Genomic DNA, 25,090 nt, shown 5'->3' with positions numbered 1-25,090 from the left:
TAGTTTAGGTACTTAATCGTCTGTTTTAGCCCATGAGCGCTGAATAGATTAAATACATAGCTACCCCAACCACGGTTGTGGCAAATATTTTCTGTACCTTGTTACTGTCAATCCGATGCATCAGACTGCGTCCAATGAACATCCCGACAATACAGGCCAGGACAAAGGCCAGTGTGACCGAAACAGGATATTGAAAGCCCTCCAGTACGTGTGCAGAAATGCTGACCCCACCAATCAGGAAAATAATCATGAGAGAGGTCGCCACGATGCTGCGCATATCGAGATCGGTGAATTTACGCAGGGCTGGAACAATAACAAAACCACCCCCAACGCCAAGCAGACCCGTTAATAAACCTGCCACTACACCAATACCAGCCAGAAAGGAGGCCGTTTTCACATTCCAGATCAGACGACCGGTCGTTTGATTGACCTTGCACGGTGCATTACCATGATCATGGACTTTATTAAAGAAGATCCGGTAAGCAACAATCAGCATGACCAGACTGAAAGCCAGCGTCAGCCAGACTGGAGAAACGATATCAGCCAGATGCACGCCATAACGGGCTGAAGGAATACTGATCAGCGCGATCCAGAGCGCAGCGCGATAACGTACAATACGCTTGAATAAACCTTCGAACGTTCCAACCAAGGCCGACAGCGTGACTGCCAGCAAGCCCACCGGCGCAGCCTGAGCTACCGTCCAACCCTGACTCGCCATCAGTGCCGGTACAGCCAGAATGCCGCCACCAGCACCGGTTAGACCCAGCAAGCCACCAATCGCCAATCCTTCCAGTATTAATGCCCACATCGCCCTCTCCCTTATCCACAAAAATGATTCAATAAAGGTTGAACTTTTTGTTGAATCACGACACAAGCTTATTTGAAGTAGTTAAGAGGAAGCTTGAGGTAAGAAACACCATTTGGTTCTGGCTCAGGAAACTGCCCTGCTTTCATATTGATCTGAATCGCCGGTAGAATCAGTTTAGGCATACTCAGTCCTGAATCCCGCTGGTTGCGCATCTGAGCAAATTCAGCTTTACTGATTCCCTGATGAATATGAATATTCTGTGTCTTTTGTGTCTGTATATCAGATTCACACACATAGGATTCACGTGTTTCAGGCAAATAGTCATGACATAAAAAGACCCGGGTATCTTCTGGCAACTGAAACAGGCTTTGTACCGAATCATAAAGCTGTTCTGCACTGCCACGCGGAAAGTCACAACGTGCTGTACCATAATCTGGCATAAACAGGGTATCACCCACAAAAACCGCATCACCAATCACATAACTCAGGCAAGCAGGCGTATGTCCCGGTGTTGGAATGTTATAGGCTTTCAATGTTCCGATTTGGAACGACTCATGATCTTCAAATAAATAATCAAAGAGCTGCTGGGCATTCCATTGTTTAATATCCAGATGATAAATCGCGCCAAAAGTTTGCTGAACAATACCAATTTTCTGGCTCATGGCAATCTTGCCACCTAACTCAGCTTTGAGGTATTGCGCTGCAGTCAGATGATCAGCATGGACATGGGTTTCCAGAATCCACTCGACCGTTAAACCCTGCTCTTTAATATAGGCAATAATTTTATCGGCATGAATAGTTGAGGTACTTGCTGATGCCGGATCGTAATCCAGAACGCTATCAATAATGGCGCAGGCTTTGGTTGCAGGATCACGTACAACATAACTGAAGGTATTGGTATCTTCGTGAAAAAAATCTTTTACTATAGGTAAGTTTGACATCGTTAAGCTCCTGACCATTTACGGTGAATCCATACACCCACCAGCATTGCTACAATAAAATAGAGCACTTGATAGTGGCCCAAACCGATCAAGGTGAAACTTGGCGCCGGACAGATGCCGGCAATGCCCCAACCTGCACCAAATAAAACCGCACCTGTGATCAGTTTTTTATCTATCTGATTATTTTTAGGTAAATCAATAGGGTCATTAAATACTGTTTTCGGTTGCGCCGTACGTAATGCTTTCTGGAAGGGAATAAAGGCCACCGCAATCGCGCCCATCATGACAAAGGCCAGACTGGCATCCCAATCGCCAAACAGATCCAGGAAATCGAGTACTTTTTCCGGATTGGACATGCCTGATACCATCAATCCCACAGAGAACAGCGCACCAAATAAAAAGGCAAACACATTTTTCATTTTAGAATGCTCCTGTGATATGACGGATAATATAAACAGCGACAAAACCTGCAAACATGAAAGTCATGGTCGCGATGATAGAACGCTTAGACAGGCGACTGATGCCACAAATTCCGTGACCACTGGTACAGCCCGAACCTAAGCGTGTCCCAAAGCCCACTAGCAGACCTGCCACAATCATCATCAGTGGGCTGGCATTCAATTCGATTTCAGGTTGTACAAACAGACCATAAATAAACGGTGTGAGGATCAAGCCTAATAAAAACCAGATTGCAGGCGTTTTAAACATGGTTTTTGAGTTTAATACTTGCCCAATCAAACCACTGATTCCTGCAATACGGCCATTGACGTAAAGATAACCAACTACGGAAAGCCCGAGCATTAAGCCGCCAATAAATGCGATGAGGAAGTCATGCATGATGAATTAATCCCTATACAATATACTTTTTTATATTATATAATAAAAAATATTAATCAAGCAGTTTTATGGTAAATTATGTAAACTGCACGGGCTACATCAAAAGTTGTGAGGACATTTATGGATATGATTGCTGAAAATGCCAAAATTGATTTTTCTCAAGTCGATTTCGTCAGCCAATGCCTAAAAGTTTTGGCCAATCCTGATCGTCTGAAAATCTTATGTGTCCTGGTCGATGGGGAAATGAATGTTCAGGAAATTGAAGAATCTACTGACATTCATCAACCTACACTTTCACAACAGCTGACTGTATTGCGTAAGGCCGACATGGTTGGCACCCGACGTGAGGGCAAGCAGATTTTCTATCGTCTGAGTGATCCCAAGGTCTTGAGCCTGATGCAAAAGCTGTACGAGCTGTATTGCGCCTAGCCCTCCTCTTAATGCAACCAAAAAGAAATGATCAGAAGCAGCCCGCTAAAAGCAGTAAACAGGTTTAGCCATACAGGATGCTGGGTATAATAACCTTCAATAAATTCCGGCGGTCCCAGTGATGTCCATCCCCCTCGATATTGCAGGATTGAGGCGATATTCACCAACATGCAAAACACAATCACCGCAATCCCCATCCACTGTGCATAGGCTATTTTTTATGCATAACGTTCATGATCGACTAATTACAATAGCCGGTTGGATTTTTCAATCACAAAACCAAATGCAATTAATGTCAGACCATTCCGGTTCCCTGCCAGAGCGGTTCATTCCAAAGCAAACAATACCCGTGGATGATCCAAAGTGGACATATCTCATCCGATCTTATTGTTCAAAAATTTCTTTGACGTCCATCGCCAGGCCTTGAGTAGATTTAAATTCACCCTGGTTATTTTTCCAGGCCATCGACGGTGTGGAGAAAAAGCCGTATTTCCCCATTAGGGCCTGGTTGGCATCAATTTTTGCAGCAATTTCTGCAGGAATCTTTGCCATTTTCTTGAGCTGCTTTTTGCCTTTATTCTTGTTTATATCATTAAAAACTGCTGCTGGATTTTTCGACATTAACAATGTTGCCACCTGACCACGGCTTTCTTCACGGATCACACCGACCTGAATATGACGCAGCTGTACCTTGCCTGATTCGACCCAAGGCCGGGCCGCCTGCCAGAATTTATAGCAATATGGACAATTCGGATCGGAAAAGACATAAACCACTCGTGGTGCATCCGGCTTGCCATCCTGAATCCAGGTCGATTTTTCCAGGGTTTTCCAGACATCATCCAATACCGCTTTTTTCATATGCTTTTCAATCTGCTCATTGGACAGGCTTTTCCCTTGCGCATCAAACAGTTCGCCCTTGATATAATATTTGTCATCGTTGGAGATAAATACTGTATTGGAGTACTGGTCTTCATGCCCCACCCAACCGGTCATTCCTTGCGGTGCCGGAATCTGTTTTACAAACACAAAACCCTGTTTTTCAATATTCTGTTTAATATTCGCCTGCGTGTGCATGCTCATGATCAGGAACATGCCTGCACCCAGTACCCGGTAAATTCTGTTCATACTAAGTCCTTCCGTTTTTTTAAGGTTGATCTGAAATTCTGTTTAAATATTGCTGCAACATGGCCGGACTGAGTTCCCCCATATGCCGCTCGACCAGCTGGCCTTGAGCATTAAAAAACAGCGTCGTTGGCAGGCCAAAACTATTCAGCTGCTGTGGCAGTTCACCATATGGGTCCAGCAGGACATGTTTAAATTGAAACTGATGTTTTCTTAAATAGGCATTTACGGTGGCTACCTCCTCACCCTGATTCAGCATGACAAAATTCACTTGAGGATGCTGCTTGGCTGCTTTGGCCAATACCGGCATTTCGCGATGACACGGCGGACACCAGCTCGCCCACAAATTAATTACCGTGGGCTGGCCAATGAATTGGCTGAGTGGAATCTTGTCTGTACCCAGACGTTCCTGTTCTAGTCCAGCAAAGGCTAGATCAGGAAACGCTGCTTCAGTTTTTAGACTGGATTTGAACGCGAGCCCAAGCCCGACCCAGAGTACAAAGATGATCAGCAAGATGGCTTTGAATCGGGTCTGCAACTGTCTGTTGCGAATGACATACCATAAAGTACCTATCAGCACCCCGCCCCATAAATGAAAACCTTTGTCCTGGATTTTCAGTATGTCGATGGGGGCTACAAAATACAGCTCGGCATTGAGTAGAACGAAAACAAGACGTGCACCCAGCATCCCTAGCAGAAAACTGCTCCAGAGCAAATCCTGACTTTGTCCAAGCAGCTGTTTAGACCATGAATACTTTCTGGCTAATCCAAACAGGACGGCAGATAACAGCATCAAGCCAGTGGCAACAATCATGAGTGTCCAGGGCAACATCAAAGGTCCCAGATGCAGCGCATCACTGGAAATCATCATGGTTGCTCCCCTTGTAGTTGCTGCAATGTGCCTAGTAAATGTGCCGCACTAAAGCTTCCGGTCAAGCGCAACTCACGCTGCTCCTGATGCGCTGCATTTAAAAATATAAAGGTGGGTGGACCGAGGATTTGCCATTCTTTTAGCAGCTCATCCTGACTTGGATGATAGTGGGTCAGGTCTAATTTGATACGAACCACATTTTGTAAAGCCGTCTGGACATCACTACGTGGAATCACTTCCTTTTCAATCGGTTGACAGGCCACACACCAGTCCGCATACACATCAATTACCACTGGCTGTGCAGGATGTTTGGCTAAAACCTGTTGCAATTCTGCGGCTGTACTGACCTTCTGCCATTCAAGCCGTGATTCCACATGGGCGACCTGTACCTGACTCCAGACATGATAGAGCTGCATGCCTCCTGCAAAGACCAGTAAACCACTGAGCAGCATCAGGACTATTTTCGATACAGACCGATGCACATGGGGCAGCATCTTGAACAAGAAGTAGCCTGAACAGGTGATCAGTACTACACCCAAAAGGCTCAGGTATAAAATGCCGGGCAATAGGGGGCGGGCAAAATACAAGGCCAGGGCCAGCATGACAAAGCCAAAACTAAACTTCAGGCGATCCATCCAGATGCCAGGTTTGGGTAAAAGATGGGACCCAAATACAGCTGCGATAAATAGTGGCAAGCCCAGCCCAAGGCCTAAGACAAACAGATAGCTGGCACCCAAAATCGGTTGATTAAGCTGAGACACATAGATTAAGGCACCGGCCAACGGTGCACTCATACATGGCCCGACAATCAGTGCCGCGATCATGCCCATGAGACCAGCACCAATCAGCGTGCCACCCTTCTGCTTTTGCTGCCATTGATCCAGCCGCTGTAACATGCCTTGAGGTAAGGACAGCTGAAATACTCCGAACAGATTAAGCGCGAACAAAACAAACAGAATGCTGAAAATACTGATGAATATCGGACTTTGAAACCAGCGCTGAAAACTGTAACCGAGCTGTGCCACAGCAAGTCCTATGACCGCATAGACCAGTGCCATACCCAAAACAAAGACCAGCGCAATCAGTGCAGCACGGTAGCCCCGGTGCTGCTGAACCAGAATTCCCGTTAAAATTGGAATTAAAGGTAAAGAACACGGTAAAAATGCCAGCAGAATGCCAAGCCCGAGAAAAATCAGAGCATTAATCAACAGACCTTGTTTCGACAGCAAACTTAAAAAATACTGGTCATTGTTCCACTGGTCATTCATGCCTGCTGATGAAGTTTGATTTTTAGGGTCTGTAATAAGCTGGTCGTTTTTCTCTGTTAATTCCACCTCAGGCTGCACGACAGGGTCGGAAACTGCAGCGACTTGCACTTTCTCCACCTTTTCTTCAGCCAGTGCTTGATCTGTACTTTGAGTTTGCCCTATAGCTTGGAGCTCATCTTTCTGAGTAGTCAAAATCTTTTCGTTTGCTTCTGGCTGTGTAGTGCTGGCCAGCAGCTTTTGAGGCTTGCTCAAGTTTTGCGCTGGAAATAAACCATCTGCATCAGTTTTTACTGTGGTGCGTTGCACCGGATAACATAAACCGCTTTCTGCACAGCCCTGCCACTGCACCGCAAACTGCTGGTTGGGCTGGACATTCATATTGGTTTTGACTTGCCCATAATGCACCTGAGTCAAACCGAAATTGGGATCATCTTTGTCTTCAGGTTTGGGCAATGCCAACTTGACTGGGGTCTGCTGATGAGACACTTTAAGCTGGTCATGATACAGATAATAACCCTCTGCGATTTTCCAGCTAAGCTCTGCCTGATCCTGACTTGTAGAAACCACCTGAAACTGAAAAGCCTGATCCGGTGGTAAAAAGTCTGCATGTGCAGTTCCCGTCATGATTCCACCGCCGATCACGGCACCCAATATCCACTTCAACATCCAGCTGATCTCCTCCTGTTAGGACTGCATTATTGAAAAACTAAAATTAAGACAACATTAACAGCCCAAATCATTTATAAAATAATGGCAGTTTGATCAGGATGTTCTATGTTTATTGTATTGGTTGAGGATGATCCCTATATCGCACAGAGCATTTGTGCTGCTCTGAACTATCTGAATATTTCAGTGGAGCATGTCAGTCACGCACGTGCTGCAGATTATTTTATCCGGCATAGTGCTGTCGATTTGTGTTTACTGGATTTAGGCCTGCCGGATCAGGATGGCCTGGACTTGCTGCACAGCTGGCGACGCGACCAGATTGATCTCCCGGTACTGGTATTGACGGCACGGCTGCGGACCGATCAGTGTGTTCAGGCCCTGAATGCCGGTGCCGATGACTACCTGACCAAACCCTTTGAGCTGGAGGAACTGATTGCCCGGATTCATGCCCTCACCCGTCGCCACCGCGGCTTTGCCTCGAATACACTGCAATTTGATGACCTGGTTCTGAATCGGGATACCCAGACTGTGACCTACCAAGACCAGGCCGTGAGTTTATCTCGCCGTGAATTCAGCCTGCTGGAAACCCTGATGAGCCACCCCAACCAGATCCTGAAAAATGAACAGCTTATTGACAAGCTCTATGGTTTTCAGGACGCTATCGAGAGCAATGCCCTGAATGTACACATTTATCACCTGAGACAAAAACTACATCCAGACTTGATTCAGACCGTTCGTGGTGTGGGCTATATTTTCAAACCGTTTGAGCATCGTCATGTTTAAGCACAGCTTGAAATGGCGTTTGGCCATGAGTCTTTTGGCCGTGTTTATTGTGCTGTGGAGTGCGGTATTTTCATGGCTGTATATTGACCTGAAACAACGTTTACAAGACACGCTGGATCAACGCCTATCGGCATCTGCGCAAATGGTTGCCCGGCTGATTCAGCAGCTACCGCTGGATAGTCTGGGGGATGCAACCTTATCCAAATTAGCCAAGAATGATGATGCAAACCAGTTAATTGCCTGTGAAGTCTCTCTTTTTAGCTCTGACATTTCGTTAGATAATCAGGTCATTGCCAAAACACGCGGTGCCCCCCAAAATTTAAGCCAGCGACCAGAAGGATTCAGCACCTGGCAGCAGGGTGATACGGAATGGCGCAGTTATGTCCTGCGTCGTGGTGATATTCAGGTGGTGGCGGCAGAACGTATGTTCTTGAGGGATACCTTACTACAGCAGATTCTACAGTCCGTACTGGTTCCCTTGGTCTTCTCACTGCTAATCTGTATTGCCCTGATCATCTTTATTATCCGCAGACAGTTCCGGTCTTTGGATCAGCTCAGTCAATACCTGAACCAGAAAAACCTTAGCTATTCAGAGGCGGCAGATTTTTTAATGCAGCTCAAGCCTGCAAGCATTCCCCAAGAAGTACAGCCTTTTGTCAACAATTCCACGCAGTTGATTCAGAAACTCAATGACAGTCTGCAACAGGAGAAAGCCTTTAGTGCCTATGCTGCACATGAATTACGCAGTCCCCTGACCGCAATTAAAACCCATGTACAACTGGCACAGCTGATCGGTCAGCAGCAGAACCTGCCTGAATCCATTCAGCACAATTTGCAGCAGGCCAATGAGAGTATCCGGCGTTATACACTATTACTCGAGCAGCTTTTATTGCTGACCCAATCAGAAAACAGTCTCCAGGAAATGACTGAGGCCATCTGGCTTCGCCCCACACTTGAGAAAGTTCTTGCAGACTTAGGTACACGCTATCCAGAAATGAACAAAAAAATACAGGTGAAATGGGAAAGTCTAGGCGAAATTCAGCTACCTGAATTTGTGCTGTATACCGTACTGAAAAATCTGCTTGAGAATGCACTGCTGCATGCACAGGCTGAACAGATTTGGATTTCCATGCAGTCTGGTTGCCTGGTGATTGAAGATAATGGCCAGCAACTTACAGCAGAAGATATTCAACATTTAGGACAACGCTTCTGGCGCAAATCTGCTCAGCAGCATGGCCATGGTTTAGGACTGGCATTAACTGCTAACCTGTTAAAACAATATGGCTATCAGCTCTCTTTCAATGCCCGTCGACCCTATGGTGGGCTCAGCATTGAAATAAAGTACGGCGTGTCTAAGCGTGACATGCAAGCTTAGGGATATCCAGCCATACGGCTGTTGGAAAATACCGGGTCAGATACTCCTTTAAATATTGAATGGTATCCATCGCAATCGTTTGATCCTGGTGGTCATCAGCATGGTTAAATGCCACAGCATAAAGCGTGACTTCACGTTGTTTGAGTAGCTCCAGACTCAGTAGAGTATGATTAATACTGCCCAGACGGCCTGAAGTCACCAGAATGACAGGGTAGTGATGCGCTGCAATATAATTGATCGTCAGCATGTCCCGGGTCAGCGGCACCATTAATCCACCCGCTCCTTCAAGCAGAACCCGGTCATAACGCTCGGCCAGTATAGTGGCTGCCTGCTGAATTTTTTCGAAATCGATTGAACGCCGATCCAGTTCAGATGCCAGATGCGGTGAGGCCGGATAGCTAAAGATTTCTGGCATGGTCAGCTTGCCACCTGAGTGCAACTTAATTTAAAAAATAATTGAGGATGTTGTTAAATAAGCTCAAAAAAATAGAAGTGATTACTGGTACGCTTTCACAAGTCCCTTTTTGCTCCGTTCTATATGATAAATCCCGGTCATTGCACTGAATCACTGCTAAAATCTTTTCTTCTATTTGAGTAATGGCCTGCCATACTTAGGCTATTTAGCATACAAAATAAATAAGGAGGCATCATGCCTCTTTGAGCTGTTACTATTTACTTTCTTTTTCCGTTGGCATAAGTCAATCGATTGCTTTTAGACACTATATGGCTGGCAAAATTCCTGTAAATCGAAGGAGTCTTTCAACTGACATAAGCGCTGATACCTTCAGTTAAATCCATGAACTGAGATGCCTCCAGATAATCATTCACTGCTGTAACATGATCCCATCCTGTCCCGGATCACATCACGGGCTGTTTTTAAAACTCCACATAAAACTTTTCAATCAACTGCTGTGTTCTAATCAGCAGATGTTTAAACACATTATCCCGTTCAAATAGCTTCACCTTATAATTTGGCGAGTCTTTAAGTTCTTCCTTGCGCAACAAATGCTTGGAGAACTCGTAATATTCCAGTACATTTTTTATCGTCTCTGGCTTCAAATTCTCCCTCTATGATGCCAGTCAAGGTATTGGCAATATTCCAGATTTTTTGTAGCTGTTGCACCTGGGCATGATTATGACAGTCCAAATCACGAACTCATTAATCCAGTGATTTCGCCTAAAATTTTCAATCATGCCATCGTAAGAAGGTGGCAAAAGACATAGTTTTTCGTGGGATTATGGCGTGAATAATAGTAAGTTTTTGACCCCAAGAAAAAAGTGTAGCAACTTACTACACTTTTTAGATATTCAGAATTTAGGTATTTTCACTTGTATTTTAGACAAGATGTAGCAAGTCCGAACTGCGACATTTTCCCAATGAGCGCCCGCTAATCTCACTAAAAAGATGTACCAGAAATATTCTAGTTATTTGCGAAAAATGTCAGACATGCAAAAAAAATCATTCACTCGGAATGTTTTTCAATGCGCTGTAGCAATTTGCTACACTTTTTAAATAATTTCTTTACCAAAAATCTCATTCAAACGCTCGCGATTTTCCTGAACAAAAGTCGGATCATTTTTGAGCTTATATTTCATCTCTTTCTTGAAATCATTCATGGATGCACCGGCCACAGCAAAATCCATTTGAAACATAATATCGTTCACAATAACATTCGCCTGAGAATCGGTTAAACAGCCTTCGATCTTAAACCACTTGCTGAACTGCGTATAATTCGGATCATTGGCATAGATATACCAGGAACGTACGGTCATATCAAACTTTGCCCCCAACTCTTTCACGATGGCATTATCATCAAAATCTACATCCAAATAGATTTGAGTCTTTTCGTTAAATTGCGGGAGAGCCGCTTCAGTATCTCCACTCATAATTTTAAACCGCACACCCACAATAGGACGGCCTTTCTTAATGGTGTCATATTCTAGTTGCAGACTGGTTTTAGTATTAATTTCTTCAACAATTTTATCCAGAATATAACGCCTAAAATCTACCCAGCGGTCATATTTTTTTTCACCGATGTCAATCAACGCTTTTAAATTCTCTAAGGTGAGCTCAACTTCATAGGTGTCGAGATTCGCATACTTAAATTCATTTTTAACAATATAAGAATATAGACTCATACTTGTGACAGAGTCTAAAGCAAATAAATCTTTCAACTGGTAAGTGGTAAAATTCCCACTGGCCAGACGGGTGAAGTAAGGCAGCACTTCACTGGTAAAGCGAATCTGCAAGGCATTTTTGGCATCATCTTCCCAGCGCAGTTCCCGGATAATCGGTACCACAGAATGGACTTTTTTTACTTTACGCTTGACGTCATCTACAGGCTCTTCAATTACAAAATGAGCAACCCGAGATGAAAGTTCCCTATAAATCCGGTCAATAGCCACATTAATGGAATTCTTCTTATTGAGTCCTAACAATTCCCCCAAATCTTCTTTATGCAGATAGATATAGGTTTTCTCGGTAATTTCACGATCTTGGTTATTTTTTTCACCATAGTTTGCAACCGCCATTGCATAAAGCAGTGCCTTATATTCATTAGAAGACAATTCAATAGGGCGAATTAAGCGGTTACTGGTACTCACCACTCCATTCTGTCGAATATTGCCGATACAATAAGGTAAATATTCTATTTCTTGTTTTTCGTTAAAATCGCTCATAAGTGAAAAATTAAAAGTTATTCCCCCTATTTATACATAAAAGTGGAATAACATTCAACATCTTCACCTTACAGATTCACTTTAAGTGCTTATCCCTTTAAAAGGATGTGCTAAAGATCAAGAGTGGAAAGCATGTCATCATTTTTTTAGATTTAGCCTAATCCTTAACCCAAAGGTGGAAACTTTGAAAAAATTTCCACTTATTAGTGACAAGCTTTCCACTTTTATCAACTGAGAAGAGCTTAAATCGTTTTCTTTGCATTTTTTTGTGGCCAAAAATACCGTTATAAGTGAAAAAATCATTTGGTTTAGCACTTTTCAGTGACAAAGCTTCCACCTTTAGAGAGAATCAAGTACTAAATCGGACTTTTTTTTGCAATTTTTAAAGGGAAAACATAACTTATCCACAAGTATAAAAATAAGCGTGACAAGTCTTCCACCTTTAAAGTCAGATCATGATACTTATCAACAGATTAAAGTTTTGAATTTAAATATTTTTATAACTTAATTTCATGTTTTTTTTTAAACCAGTGACAAGTCTTCCACCATAGTGACAAGTCTTCCACCTTTCAGTGACAACTCTTCCACCTTTCAGTGACAAGTCTTCCACCTTTCAGTGACAACTCTTCCACCTTTCAGTGACAAACCTTCCACTTTTCGGTGACAAACCCTCCACCTTTAAAGACGTAAGATATTGTTTTAAAAAGGGAAAAATTGTCCTAATTATAATTACTTAATTATATTAATTAATACTAATTATAATTAGCTAGCTATATTTTATATAAAACTTTAATTTGTTTTCTTTGTTAGCCGATATTGATTCGTACTTTAATATCATTCAAATAAAGTGTAGCAAGTTGCTACAAGTTCCACTATATTAGGATCATTCGAATGGGGTCTGATATGACAAATAAATCGACTAAAATTATTGCTGTAGCAAACCATAAAGGTGGTTGCGGGAAGACCACCACGGTTGTTCATCTGGCTGCAGAGCTAGCAGACTTGGGGCATAAAGTATTGGTGATTGATTTAGATCCACAAGCCAATGCAAGTTTACATATCGGATTAAGACATCCGAGTGAGGTTGAAACCACTTCTGCTGAATTACTGGTAGGTGATTTGAACCTATTGTCTGATGCCTTACAAGAAGAAACCAATTTTAAAAATGTTTCTTTAATTTATGGTTCACTTACTTTAGGTAAAACAGAAGACCAACTTAAAGATGATGCCCCAAGACCCTCTGAAGAGCTCTCTAACAAGTTGGAATTATTAAACGGATTATATGATTTCATCCTGATTGACTGTCCTCCAAGCCTAAAACTTCTGACCAGTAATGCCTTGGCTGCATCTACCCATGTTATGGTGCCGATTGAATCCGGTTCACAATATGGCCTATATGGTGTCACTGACTTAATTAACCATTTAAGTAAAATAAGACGGGTCAATCCCGAATTGAAACTGTTAGGTGCTTTGCTGATTAAACATGATGAACGTCAAAACGTCTGTAAACTGATACGAGATGAAGCTTTAAGCCAGGTCGGCGAATTGTTAAAAACGACCATTCCAATGAGTACGAAAGTCAATCAAGCAGCAATTTTACAACAGCCATTGTTGCGCGTAGATAAAAATTCTAAAGTTCGTAAAGCGTTCCAAGATTTAGCGAAAGAAATCATCAATCGTGTTGAATAAAGGCACTCTGAGAATCCTATGGTAAGTACAAAAGAATTGTTGGCACAACGTCTTCAGCAAAATACTCAAAAGCATCAACAAGCTCAGCAAGAGCATGTCAACGATGTGAAAGAATTACGTCGTAATGTCCAAATTACAGACATTCAACCTAGTCCCAATCAGCCACGAAAAATATTCAATCAGCAAGATATTGAAGATTTAGCAGCCTCGATTGAGGAGATTGGATTATTGCAGCCGATTGCAGTTCGGCGAGTACAGGACAAATATGAGTTAATTGCAGGTGAACGACGCTTGAAAGCGCATCAAATTCTCAATAAAAACACCATTGAAGTGATTGTCATCGATGCATCAGATGAAGAAGTTGCACTGTTAACCTTGGCTGAGAATTTAAAACGGGAAGACTTAACAGATTATGAAATTTATGTCGGTCTGAGTTCTCTGGATGAGAAATTAAAAAAGAACAAGCAAAAGCTGGCAAAATCATTAGGCATGAATCGAGAGGATATGTATAAATATCTATCTTTCGAAAAATTACCGAAAGAACTGATTGCCGATTTAGAACAACAACCGACATTGTTGGCACGCACTGCCGCCACAGCTGTGAAAAAGTTTCTTTCAGATTATGAAGAGAATTACAGTAATGCTAAAAAAGCACTGCTAGAAGCTTGGGCGAAATTACTGAAAAAAGAAGTTGAGCAAACAAAACTGGCCTTATTGGCAGAAAAAATTTTAAAGTCGAAAGAAAACAAAGAGCCAATTAAAACGTCAATCGTGCATAAAATTGAATATGATGGAAAAGTCGCAGGGAATATTAAGTTTGATCACAACATTTTAAAAGTGTCATTAAAAATGAGTGAATTTGATGAGCAAAATTTACAAGAGCTGGAAAATTTGCTGAAAAAAATGCTGAAAAAATAAAATGAAGGCACTGTAGCAACTTGCTACAGTGCTTTGTTCAATTGAAATTTCGCCGATTTTTATACTTTTTGAATTTATATGCTATAAATATTGCTTGTTTTTTACTCGAGAATAAAAAATGTTAATTCAATTAAAAAAAGATTTTTTCCTTAACGCTGATCATATTGTTTCGGCAGAAATTATCCCACTTGAATCGAATGCTTTTTCAGTCGTGATTAAAAGCTCCTCGACAAATCAGGGAAATAAAGGGACGATCAATATTGATTTTGAGGATTATGATGCAGCCCGTACATTGATCAATAAAATCAAAAAAGCACTTAAATAAATTTCTGACCGTATTTGTATGATTGCTGGATCGAGCACTGAATCATAACTTTGATTAGTTGGAGCATAACAGCATACAGCTTAGCTGATAGGGCTGGTTTCATTTATTCTAAATACTCGATGCCTATTCTGCCCAATCATTTGTTCTATTCATCAACCGAATATACTGAAAGTCACAGTAGGGTATTTAGAAAGATGCAAAGCCCTGTTATTATGACTGATGTCCGATTTGGATTTAGCTTTATTGCCCTATTCAGCTCAACATTTTGGAGAGGGTTTAGGCAGTAAATTTAGAATGTTTTTCTAAGTTTTAGAAAGTGATTTTGTAGCATTGGGTTTGCGTATTTATGTTAAATTAAACAGAGTAATACAACCCAAGGTACCTGGGGTCTCAGTTGTTATATAAAATACTTCTATCTTTGAATCTGAATTTACGCAAGCTGATTCTGATTTCAACGATCCTCAGCGTTTCCTTTTTATTTGTGATTAGCCTGTTTATTCTGAATTATGTGGTTAAACAGCAACTAATTCAGAATTCACTCTCTATAAATGAAAAATACGCAGCCAAGATTGCGATGGGGGTGAATCGTGATGTCAGTAATATGTTGCAGGAGTTGCAGTATAGTGCTCAGCAATTAGGGCAAAACTTTTACAATACGCCACTGCGACAGGCTGAAGTCAAACGGCTCAAAAACCAGTCGAATAACTTTAACAGTGTTTTTATGGTGGGCCAGCAAAATCAGATACTTGCTTATGCACCAGTATCATTAGACCTAAAATTCCACACGCCCTATAATACAGCGGGTATTGTTGGATCACTTAAAAGCAAAAAGGCGTATATTTCGGCACCCTATTGGTCAAGCAAAAAAAATCTGGTTGTGTTGATATCACAGCCTATTTACGATGTGAATCAAAATTATAAGGGCTTTATCAGCGGTACGATTTATCTGCAGAAGAATAATTTAATCAGTGAAATGCTGTTCAATCAATTTGATTTCAAAAAAAGTTATATGTATGTGATTGATCAGCAGAACCGTATTATCTTCCATCCAGATTCGAGTCGGATTGGCGAAAAAATTGTAAATAATACTGGTCTTGACTATATCAATGAAAACAAGAAAGGATCCGTCCGTCTAACGAATAGCTTGGGGATTGATAACCTGGCCGGTTTTGCACATGTTCCCAGTGTGAACTGGATTGTGGTTTCACAGCAACCTACGGATGAACTTCTTAAACAGGCCAATGAATTAATTTTAAAAGTTTCTATTGGCATATTTATCTTTTATCTGTTTATTTTCTTTATCGTCTGGCGGATGTCGCTATTTATTTCTTCGCCGCTGAATCGTTTGGCGAAAATGGCCAGTATGTTAAATCGAAATGATATTCAGGATAAAATCAGTCAGGTTGATCCCTGGTATTTTGAGGTATTCAAGTTTAGGGCCTCGCTACTTTTGAGCTCCAAAACATTTAATAACAAGATCTCAGAATTACGCCAACATATCAATATTGACCCCTTGACTGGCCTTTATAACCGTCGTGGCATGCAATATCTTCTGGATGAATTAATCAGTACGGGTACTCATTTTGCGGTACTCGCTATCGATATTGATTTCTTTAAAAAGATCAACGATAGCTATGGACATGACCGCGGAGATGAGGTTTTAAAGCGATTGGCTTTTTTAATGCAGAAAAATTTCAGAAGTCATGATCTCTGCTGTCGCACTGGTGGGGAAGAGTTTATCGTATTGATGATGACCTCCGATATTCGTGTTGCTTTCAATGCAGCAGCACGTCTCAGAACGAGTATGCAAGTGAGTCAAATTGAAGGAATCAAAGAAGTTACCATTTCCGTGGGTATCGCATTCTGGCCGAGAGATTCAGTAAGCGTCAAACAGGTTTTTAAAATGGCAGATAATAAGCTGTATGAAGCGAAAAATAATGGGCGGAACTGTGTTCGTATGACGCAAAAATTAGCCAAGTAAAATGTCGGCACAAACAGGCTTGATTTTTTAAATCTTTTTCTGCTCAAGCATGTTCAGCACAGTGACCTTGCGGAGTTACATGAGCTTTAATCGAGATCAGCTTCAGTCTGTGCCCGAGCATGCACTGGTAAAATTTGGCATATTGGTCTGTCTGGGGAGCTTTAATGGATAAATAAAGTGAATTAAGCACGACAATTCATGTCCTTTTCCACCTTTTTACTGCTGCATGTTTTAGAATTTTAGGTAAAATCATTTTATTAATGATTTACTTATTTGGAATTCTATAACAATGACCCAGGTGCAACTGCAACAGCTACAAAAACAACTCTGGAATATTGCCAATACGTTACGTGGCACGATGGGTGCAGATGAATTCCGTGATTACATCCTCGGCTTTATTTTCTTTAAATATTTATCGGAAAAGTCGGTTAATTTTGCTAATGAATTGCTGGATGGCGAAGACATCAGCTTTTTAGAGCTGGATGAAAACAATCCTGAGCATGTGCCTTATATCGAAGAAATCAAAAAGAATGCCATTGCAGAAGTCGGTTATGCACTCACGCCAAAACAACTATTCCATACCCTAGCTGAGCGGGGCCGTCAGGGCGAATTCATTCTGGATGATTTAACTGCGACCTTAAAATCGATTGAACAAAGCACTTTGGGCACCGACTCTGCCGATGACTTTGCCAACCTGTTTGAAGATCTGGATCTGAACTCGACCAAGCTCGGCAATAATGCCAGCGACCGTAATGCACTGGTGGCGAAAGTCCTGAGTCATCTGGATGATATTGATTTTGATATTTCCAATACCGAAGCCGATGTACTCGGTGATGCCTACGAATACCTGATTGGCGAGTTTGCATCAGGCGCGGGCAAAAAAGCCGGTGAGTTCTATACCCCGCAAACCGTATCGACTTTACTGGCCAAGATTGTCACCCAAGGCAAGGAGCGTTTACGTTCAGTCTATGATCCGACCTGCGGTTCAGGGTCGTTGTTGCTGCGGGTGAAACGTGAAGTCAAAGACGTGGATATGATTTACGGTCAGGAGATGAACCGTACCACCTATAACTTGGCGCGTATGAACATGATTCTGCATGATGTGCATTTTGCCAAGTTCGACATCAAACAGGAAAACACTTTAACCCGTCCGCAGCATCTGGATAAAAAGTTTGATGCGGTGGTGGCCAATCCGCCATTTTCAGCCAACTGGTCAGCCGATCCATTATTTTTACAGGATGAACGCTTTGCTGCTTATGGCAAACTGGCGCCAAGTTCCAAAGCCGATATGGCTTTTGTGCAGCACATGCTGTATCAACTGGATGACAACGGCACTATGGCGGTGGTGTTACCGCATGGCGTGTTATTCCGTGGTTCCAGTGAGGGCGTGATTCGTCAGTACCTGATTGAACAGTTGAATGTGGTGGATACCATTATTGGTCTACCGGCCAATATTTTCTATGGCACCTCGATTCCGACCTGTATTCTGGTACTGAAGAAAAACCGTGAGCATAGCGGCAATATTCTGTTTATTGATGCCAGCAACGATTTTGAAAAGCAGAAGAATCAAAACAAGCTGTTGCCTGAGCATTTGGACAATATTATTGCGGCTTTTGAAAAGCGTCAGAATATTGAGAAATATGCACATGTAGCAACTTTACAACAAGTTAAAGACAATGATTACAACCTGAATATTCCACGTTATGTGGATACCTTTGAAGCGGAAGCCGAAATTGATTTAGATGCGATTGCAAAACAGCTTCAAGCTTTGGAACACGACAGCCAAAAAACCGATGCCATCATTGCGGATTTTTGCAAAGAGCTCGGGATTGCTTCGCCTTTTGCGGAGGTGAAGTAATGGCTGCGCCTAAGTTAAGATTTAAAGAGTTTGATGGGGATTGGTGTTTTAGGAAAATAGGTGATATTTCAGAATGTATTGTTCCTGGGCGAAATAAACCTAAATTGTTTGATGGGGATATTCCTTGGGTTACAACACCTGATCTCAAGGATAAAACATATGTATCAGATACTCGAAGTAACTATTATATTTCAGAAGAGGAAGCTAAAAGTGTAGGAAGTAAAATTGTTCCTACAAATTCTGTGATTATGTCTTGTGTAGGTGATTTAGGTTTATTTGCAATTAATACAAAGCCTATTGTAATTAATCAGCAATTACACGCATTTATATTAGATGATCATAAATATAGCTCAATTTTTGTATTAAATGCTCTTTCTAAAAATCAAGACTATATAGAAAGGGTAGCTACTAAAACAGCGTTACCTTACTTAAATAAAGATAACTGCAACTCTATTCCTTTATTTCTGTGTTCTTTTAAAGAACAAACCAAAATCGCTTCTTTTCTATCGAACGTGGATGAAAAGATTAGCCAACTGACCAAAAAACATGAGCTGCTGAGCCAATATAAACAGGGCATGATGCAAAAACTGTTTAGTCAGCAGCTTCGTTTTAAAGCGGATGATGGTAGTGAATTTGAGAAGTGGGAGAAAATAATTTTAAATGATGTGTCAGATGTTAGAGATGGGACACATGATTCACCTAAGTATGTCAGAGATGGCTATGCTCTCATAACATCGAAAAATCTTAAAAATGGTAAATTAGATTTTTCAGATATAAATTATATTTCGAGACAAGATTTTGAAAGTATCAACAAACGTTCAAAAGTTGATATTGGTGACATTATTTTTGGGATGATAGGGACGATCGGGAATCCAGTACTATTAAAGACCGATAACTTTGCAATTAAGAATGTTGCCTTAATTAAACAGAAAAAAGAGCTGTTAAATACTTTTTTAATTCAATATTTAAATACCGACCTATTTGAAAAACAAGTAAGAATTCTCAATGCGGGAAATACTCAAAAATTTTTAGCTTTAGGTCAAATTAGGTCACTCAACATTCTGAAACCTTGCTTAGCTGAACAAACCAAAATCGCCAATTTCTTATCGGCTATTGACCAAAAAATTGAAGTGGTTGTACAGCAAATTGAACAGGCCAAACAGTGGAAAAAAGGCTTGTTGCAGCAAATGTTTGTGTAGGGGATTGAAATGGCAAATTGGTTGGTTACAGTAGATTTTGATGATTTTGAATTAGATAAAGCGTTTGAAGCTTTACCTGTGATTTATTGGAAAAACTCAACTACGAATAAAGACAAAGGTTTACAGCTTAACGATATTGTATATGTGTATGTCACGAAACCCATATCCAAAGTTATGTATCAATTTAAAGTGATTGGGCATGCTGATAAAGCTGAATATCCAATTGCACAAAAAGCATTTTGGAAAGATACGACTCAGCTGGATAGCATTAAAGGGTATGCCATTTTTGAAAAATTAAAAAAAGTAGATAAGGCATCTCTTTCTTATGATTATTTTATTCAACAAGAGTTAATTCCTAACGCACCCATTCAAGGTCGTCGTACAGATCGAGATAAAGCCTCAAATGATCCAATTCGCATTTTTTTAACTCATATTTTTAATGAGTTTAAAACTGATAGTGTGAATACCGACTATCCCGATGAAGCAAATTTAGAAAATTCATTATTTCCTGAAGGTGCGAAAAAAATAGTCCAAGTCAATAGATATGAACGGAACCCTGAAGCAAGAGCGAAGTGCATTGAGATTCATGGTACACGTTGCAAGATATGTGAAATGAGCTTTGCAGAAACTTATGGAGCATTCGCTAAAGATTTTATTCATGTCCATCATATTACGTCATTGAGTGAAATTTCAGATAGCTATGAAGTAAATCCTGAAACTGATTTGATACCTGTATGCCCAAATTGCCATGCAATGTTACATAGACAGGAAAATGGTATCCCGATGAAAGTGGATCGACTGAAATTGTTATTTGAAGTATCAAAAAGTTCAAAAATTTAAATTGTAGTACAACTTCTAAATTAATCACTTGAAAACTTTAGAGAAGTAAATGAATAAGCTTTTAATTGCAGTGCTCATATGTGTGCCGGTGCACAGTCAAGCACAAACTTTTTATTATGATCAACCCGCGACAATAACAGGGAAATTACTAAGAATTAAAAGTCTACACCCTAATCAAGAGGCTTTTGGGGGTAATCAAATTGCCTTGGCTTTAGACCAGCAAGTTAATGTGGATGGTGAAGAAGGTTTAGTCAAAACTAAACTCATTCAATTGGTAGATAATGACCCACGTTATTCTTCTCTATTTAAGAAAGAAGGGAAATCAGTAAAAATAAAATGCAAAGAATTATTTAGATCGTACACTGGACATCACACAACTAAAGTTCTTTGTGTCGTAGACTCGGTTTTCTATAAAAACTAAATTAAATATTTCAGAAATACTATTAAGTCTTAGAGTGATATAGATGGCACATGGTAAAAGTATCAAGCTGTTTTTAACAGATGGGTCTCCAAATGGGATTTTGACAGCTGAAATTATTAATTGGACAGGTCATGTGCTCTCAGCGCCTCGGACTAAACTGTCTGAACTTATTCAAAGAGAAGAGTGTGCAAGAACCGGTGTATATTTCCTCGTTGGTCATGATCCGGAAAACTCATTGCCAAGCGTATATATCGGCGAGTCGGATGATGTAGCCAATCGTCTTAAACAGCATAATCGAACAGAGGAATCTGGAGGCAAAGACTTCTGGGAAAAAGTGTGTCTTGTCACTGGTAAAGATCAAAATATTACCAAGACCCATATCAAATATTTAGAGAGTCGTTTAATTGAAATTGCAAAACGAGGTGGTCAATGTCAATTAATCAATGGAACTTCGCATCAATATAATAGATTACCTGAATCTGATACTGCCGATATGGAGTATTTTCTGGAACAAATACAGGTCGTACTTCCAGTCTTGGGTTTTGATTTCCTCAAAGAAATGAAGAGCCCAAGCCAAAAATCACAAACTATGGCGACAACTATTTCTAGTGAAATTACAGAAGAAACTGAGTTCTATCTTGCAACTAAAGATACAAATGCGAATGCAAAAGTCATTGATGGGGAGTTTTATGTTTTGGCTGGATCTCAAGTAAGAAGAGAGGTTACAGATACAAAGCATACCTATACTAAAAATCTACGTCCTCAGTTATTTGAAAATAACATTATCGATTCAGATACATATACCTTTAATCAAGACTATTTGTTTTCGAGCCCTTCGGCGGCTGGTGGAGTCATTTTGGGTCGAGCAAGTAATGGTCGCAAAGATTGGAGGCAGGTCGGAACAAATATTACCTATGGTCAATGGTTAGAAAATCAGGTTGATAGCGTTGAGCTGAAAGAAGAACTATAGAATCAATCAGCTAAAGAAATATTTTTTGGGGTAAAAATGACAATACAAAGCGAATACCAACTGATTGGCAAGCTACATCAAGTAGGTAATAACTAAACTTAGTTATTTTTAGCTAATTTTAGTTATTTTATTGAATAAGTAATTGTTAAATATAGGGTTAATTAAGAGAAAATAATGACAGTACAAAGCGAATACCAACTTGAAAATGAACTGATTGGCCAGCTCAAACAACTGGGTTATGCCTCAGTCACGCTTAAGGACGAAAGCCAGCTACTGTCTAACCTGAAAACCCAGATTGAACGGGCCAATGGACTAGCACCACTGTCTGAAACTGAGTGGAAACAGGTCATCAGTTTTCTGAATACCGGCACGGTCTTTGAACGTGCCAAGAATCTACGCGATCTGTTCCCAGTCAAATTTGATGATGGCACCAGCAAGCACATCTTTTTTCTCTCGGATGATCCAAGCAAGAATATTTATCAAGTCACCAATCAGATTACGATAGATCACCGCGACTATAACGGTCGTACCAGCCGTTTTGATGTGACCTTATTGGTCAATGGTCTGCCACTGGTTCAGATCGAGCTGAAAAAGCGCGGCATGGAAATAGCCGAAGCCTTTAACCAGACCCAGCGTTACACCCGTGAAGCCTATTGGGCTGGACAGGGCCTGTTTGGCTTTATCCAGCTGTTTGTGATCAGTAATGGCGCCAATACCCGTTACTACTCCAACGGCACGACCGGCATCGAGTTTGCCTTTCCCTGGGCTGATGTCAACAACAAACACATCAATGAAATTGTCGACTTTGCCGAAGCTTTTCTCAATCAGCAGCATCTGACCCAAATGCTGACCCAATACATGGTCATGCTGGAAACCACGAAAAGCCTGATGGTGCTGCGTCCCTATCAGATTTATGCAGTCCGGAAAATCGTGCAGCAGGTGCAAAGCTCGGAGCAGAATGGCTATATCTGGCACACTACCGGTTCAGGCAAAACCCTGACTTCATTTAAAGCTAGCCAGATCATCATGCAAATGCCGGATGTGGAAAAAGTCCTGTTTGTAGTGGATCGTAATGATCTGGACACGCAAACCTCACGCGAATTTAATGCCTTTAAAGCCGAAAGTGTCGACAGCACCGATAGCACGCATACTCTGGTCAAGCAGCTGGATCAACGCCATGACAAACTGATTGTCACCACCATTCAAAAGCTCAATCGCGCCATCAGCACGGATCGCTATCTGGAATACATCGATTATCTCAAAGACCAGAAAGTGGTGTTTATCTTTGATGAATGTCACCGCAGCCAGTTTGGTGAGACCCATCAGAATATCAAGAAGTTCTTCAGCAATGCGCAGATGTTTGGTTTTACCGGAACGCCGATTTTTGAGGAAAACAGTCAGTCTAAAGCCGGCCTCAAACTCACCACGGATTATCTGTTTAATCAGTGTCTGCACCAGTATGTGATTGTCGATGCGATCCGGGATCGTAACGTGTTGCAGTTCCAGATTGATTACCGGGGTAAATACACGGCCAAGGGCATGCAGCACAACCTCGACTATGACGATGATGTCGAAAGCATTGATACCCGGGAGCTCTACGACAATCCACAGCGCCTGGAAATGATTGCGCGCTATATTGTCGATACGCATCCGACCAAAACTCGCAATGGTGAATTTACCGCGATGTTCTGTGTCAGTTCGGTCGATACCCTGACCCAGTACTATGAAGTGTTTGAAAAGGTTCAGGCCGAGAAACAGCAACAGGATGAAGAGCAGGGCCGACTGTTCAAACCGCTGACGATTGCGACGATTTTCTCCTATGCCGCCAATGAAGCAGTCCCAGTAGATGAGCAAAACGGGCTGATCCATGAAGAAGCAGCCGATATTCCCAGCCAGATCAATCCGTCCAGTCGCGACAAGCTGGACCGTTATATCGCCAAGTACAACCAGCAGTTTAAGACCAACTACAATTCTGGCGACCAGTTCTATGCCTATTACCGCGACATTGCCGATCGGGTCAAAAAGAAACAGATTGATATCCTGCTTGTGGTGAATATGTTTCTGACCGGTTTTGATTCCAAGCCCTTAAATACCCTGTATGTCGACAAGAACCTGAAATACCATGGCCTGATTCAGGCCTTCTCGCGAACCAACCGCGTCTTTAACGACAAAAAACCTTTCGGCAACATCATCTGTTTCCGTAACCTGAAACGCGCCACTGATGAAGCACTGGCATTATTTTCCAATAAAGAAGCGCAAAAAGTGGTACTGGTGCCAAGTTATGAAGAAATTCAGCAGGACTATGAAGTGGCAGTACAGAAGCTACTAAATATTACCCCTGATTATCAAAGTGTCGACGAACTCATCACTGAAGATCAGCAGCTGGCGTTCATTAAAGCCTTTCGAGAAGTGATGCGTTACAACGCCCAGCTGCAAACCTTTATTGAATATGATCAGGACCAGACTGCACTGGATAAACAGCATTTTGCCAACTTTGCGTCCAAGTATGCCGATCTATGTCGTGATGTACGCAAGACCACTAAAAAAGAAAAAGTATCGGTACTGGACGATGTCGATTTTCAGCTGGACTTACTGCACAGTGACCGGATCAATGTTGGTTATATCATCAACCTGCTACAACTGGCTGTGAATAGTGATGATGAAGACAAACGTAAGAAGTATGAAGCTCAGGTCTATGACCTGATTGGCAATGAAATCACCCTGTATGACAAGCAGGCGCTGATCCAGAAGTTTATTGAAGAAAACCTGCCCAAGATGATCAATGGCCAGAGCGTACAAACGGCCTTTGCTCAGTTCTGGGATGCTGAAAAAGAACAGGCCTATCAGTACCTCTGTACAGAAGAAAACCTGAAACCAGAAGCAATGAAGCAAGTTCTGGAACATTACGAGTTCACCAAACGTTTACCACGTAAGGAAGAATTGAAAGACTTGCTGAACTTTAAAGTGAAGCTGTTTGAACGGGAAAATGTGTTGAGTAATCTGCTGGTCAAGACCCGAAAGCTGATTGAAAAGTTTTATGTGGGGTTTTAACAGCAGCCCGTGAAGTGATCCAATAATCTAGAGCTAGAAGAGACTATTCATTTTGAAAC

The 25,090-nt window shown here is 41.5% G+C and carries 21 protein-coding genes and 3 pseudogenes; 13 read left to right on the top strand and 11 right to left on the bottom strand.

The annotated features are described in order from the left end of the window. Positions 1-25: 25 nt before the first annotated feature. The 4 genes from CWI32_RS14120 to CWI32_RS14105 all read right to left on the bottom strand — a co-directional run bounded on the left by CWI32_RS14120 (position 26) and on the right by CWI32_RS14105 (position 2,586). Positions 26-808, bottom strand: a complete 783-nt coding sequence (locus CWI32_RS14120) for a sulfite exporter TauE/SafE family protein (RefSeq protein ID WP_074382697.1) — start codon at positions 806-808, stop codon at positions 26-28. A gap of 68 nt (positions 809-876) precedes the next feature. Continuing rightward, complete coding sequence (locus CWI32_RS14115) at positions 877-1,749, bottom strand: MBL fold metallo-hydrolase (protein WP_005093746.1); 873 nt, start codon at positions 1,747-1,749, stop codon at positions 877-879. A gap of 2 nt (positions 1,750-1,751) precedes the next feature. Beyond that, entirely contained in the window at positions 1,752-2,168 is a 417-nt protein-coding gene (locus CWI32_RS14110; RefSeq protein WP_053579073.1) for a DUF6691 family protein, read from the bottom strand. A 1-nt stretch (position 2,169) separates the two neighbouring features. Then, positions 2,170-2,586, bottom strand: coding sequence for a YeeE/YedE family protein (locus tag CWI32_RS14105; protein WP_016659403.1), 417 nt, complete (start codon positions 2,584-2,586; stop codon positions 2,170-2,172). A gap of 120 nt (positions 2,587-2,706) precedes the next feature. Here CWI32_RS14105 and CWI32_RS14100 point away from each other — a divergent pair, with 120 nt between their 5' ends. Continuing rightward, positions 2,707-3,015 carry an ArsR/SmtB family transcription factor gene (locus tag CWI32_RS14100; RefSeq protein WP_005093743.1) on the top strand — a complete coding sequence of 103 codons (309 nt, stop codon included), beginning with the start codon at positions 2,707-2,709 and terminating at the stop codon, positions 3,013-3,015. A gap of 8 nt (positions 3,016-3,023) precedes the next feature. On the opposite strand, the pseudogene CWI32_RS15515 reads toward CWI32_RS14100, so the two are convergent. The 4 genes and pseudogenes from CWI32_RS15515 to dsbD form a co-directional block, all read right to left on the bottom strand. Continuing rightward, positions 3,024-3,335: pseudogene (locus CWI32_RS15515) on the bottom strand (YidH family protein). 64 nt (positions 3,336-3,399) lie between these two features. Beyond that, positions 3,400-4,140 (bottom strand): thiol:disulfide interchange protein DsbG, encoded by a 741-nt coding sequence (gene dsbG, locus CWI32_RS14090; RefSeq protein ID WP_016659404.1) that lies wholly within the window; start codon positions 4,138-4,140, stop codon positions 3,400-3,402. A 19-nt stretch (positions 4,141-4,159) separates the two neighbouring features. Then, the gene (locus tag CWI32_RS14085; RefSeq protein ID WP_016659405.1) at positions 4,160-5,008 is read right to left on the bottom strand and encodes a TlpA disulfide reductase family protein; all 849 of its coding nucleotides are present in this window, start codon (positions 5,006-5,008) and stop codon (positions 4,160-4,162) included. Continuing rightward, on the bottom strand, positions 5,005-6,942 hold the full coding sequence (gene dsbD, locus CWI32_RS14080) for a protein-disulfide reductase DsbD (RefSeq protein WP_100535591.1): 1,938 nt from the start codon (positions 6,940-6,942) through the stop codon (positions 5,005-5,007). The genes CWI32_RS14085 and dsbD overlap by 4 nt, the downstream gene beginning before the upstream one ends. Positions 6,943-7,050: 108 nt before the next feature. On the opposite strand from dsbD, the gene CWI32_RS14075 reads away from it, so the two are divergent. Beyond that, positions 7,051-7,725, top strand: coding sequence for a response regulator (locus CWI32_RS14075; RefSeq protein WP_005093734.1), 675 nt, complete (start codon positions 7,051-7,053; stop codon positions 7,723-7,725). Continuing rightward, positions 7,718-9,100, top strand: coding sequence for an ATP-binding protein (locus CWI32_RS14070; protein WP_074382694.1), 1,383 nt, complete (start codon positions 7,718-7,720; stop codon positions 9,098-9,100). Before CWI32_RS14075 ends, CWI32_RS14070 begins: the two co-directional genes overlap by 8 nt. Here the strand turns inward: CWI32_RS14070 and bioD are convergent. From bioD to CWI32_RS14055, 3 genes and pseudogenes are all read right to left on the bottom strand, one after another. Next, positions 9,078-9,524, bottom strand: a pseudogene (gene bioD, locus CWI32_RS14065) (dethiobiotin synthase); the annotation flags it as partial. The gene CWI32_RS14070 and the pseudogene bioD overlap by 23 nt on opposite strands. Before the next feature lie 452 nt (positions 9,525-9,976). Beyond that, a pseudogene (locus CWI32_RS15400) lies at positions 9,977-10,165 on the bottom strand (hypothetical protein); the annotation flags it as partial. A gap of 444 nt (positions 10,166-10,609) precedes the next feature. Next, positions 10,610-11,779 carry a replication initiation protein gene (locus CWI32_RS14055; protein ID WP_005093725.1) on the bottom strand — a complete coding sequence of 390 codons (1,170 nt, stop codon included), beginning with the start codon at positions 11,777-11,779 and terminating at the stop codon, positions 10,610-10,612. 903 nt (positions 11,780-12,682) lie between these two features. Here CWI32_RS14055 and CWI32_RS14050 point away from each other — a divergent pair. The 10 genes from CWI32_RS14050 to CWI32_RS14005 all read left to right on the top strand — a co-directional run bounded on the left by CWI32_RS14050 (position 12,683) and on the right by CWI32_RS14005 (position 25,031). Beyond that, entirely contained in the window at positions 12,683-13,468 is a 786-nt protein-coding gene (locus CWI32_RS14050) for a ParA family protein (RefSeq protein WP_035337428.1), read from the top strand. Between the two features lie 18 nt (positions 13,469-13,486). Beyond that, positions 13,487-14,386, top strand: a complete 900-nt coding sequence (locus CWI32_RS14045) for a ParB/RepB/Spo0J family partition protein (protein WP_005093722.1) — start codon at positions 13,487-13,489, stop codon at positions 14,384-14,386. 118 nt (positions 14,387-14,504) lie between these two features. Then, positions 14,505-14,711: a hypothetical protein gene (locus CWI32_RS14040; RefSeq protein ID WP_074382693.1), complete on the top strand. Its 207-nt coding sequence runs from the start codon at positions 14,505-14,507 to the stop codon at positions 14,709-14,711. A 394-nt stretch (positions 14,712-15,105) separates the two neighbouring features. Beyond that, positions 15,106-16,692 carry a sensor domain-containing diguanylate cyclase gene (locus CWI32_RS14035; RefSeq protein WP_005093719.1) on the top strand — a complete coding sequence of 529 codons (1,587 nt, stop codon included), beginning with the start codon at positions 15,106-15,108 and terminating at the stop codon, positions 16,690-16,692. 289 nt (positions 16,693-16,981) lie between these two features. Beyond that, the gene (locus tag CWI32_RS14030) at positions 16,982-18,550 is read left to right on the top strand and encodes a type I restriction-modification system subunit M (RefSeq protein ID WP_100535590.1); all 1,569 of its coding nucleotides are present in this window, start codon (positions 16,982-16,984) and stop codon (positions 18,548-18,550) included. Next, positions 18,550-19,749, top strand: coding sequence for a restriction endonuclease subunit S (locus tag CWI32_RS14025; protein ID WP_100535589.1), 1,200 nt, complete (start codon positions 18,550-18,552; stop codon positions 19,747-19,749). Before CWI32_RS14030 ends, CWI32_RS14025 begins: the two co-directional genes overlap by 1 nt. Positions 19,750-19,758: 9 nt before the next feature. Beyond that, on the top strand, positions 19,759-20,589 hold the full coding sequence (locus tag CWI32_RS14020) for an HNH endonuclease (protein WP_100535588.1): 831 nt from the start codon (positions 19,759-19,761) through the stop codon (positions 20,587-20,589). Positions 20,590-20,638: 49 nt separating this feature from the next. After that, complete coding sequence (locus CWI32_RS14015) at positions 20,639-21,010, top strand: DUF4431 domain-containing protein (RefSeq protein WP_100535587.1); 372 nt, start codon at positions 20,639-20,641, stop codon at positions 21,008-21,010. Between the two features lie 43 nt (positions 21,011-21,053). Then, positions 21,054-21,980, top strand: a complete 927-nt coding sequence (locus CWI32_RS14010) for a GIY-YIG nuclease family protein (protein ID WP_100535586.1) — start codon at positions 21,054-21,056, stop codon at positions 21,978-21,980. A 174-nt stretch (positions 21,981-22,154) separates the two neighbouring features. Further along, positions 22,155-25,031, top strand: coding sequence for a type I restriction endonuclease subunit R (locus tag CWI32_RS14005; RefSeq protein ID WP_100535585.1), 2,877 nt, complete (start codon positions 22,155-22,157; stop codon positions 25,029-25,031). Positions 25,032-25,090: the final 59 nt, after the last annotated feature.

It is taken from the genome of Acinetobacter pseudolwoffii, assembly GCF_002803605.1.
Lineage (GTDB): Bacteria > Pseudomonadota > Gammaproteobacteria > Pseudomonadales > Moraxellaceae > Acinetobacter > Acinetobacter pseudolwoffii.
This window is presented reverse-complemented; position numbering and strand designations above follow the sequence as displayed.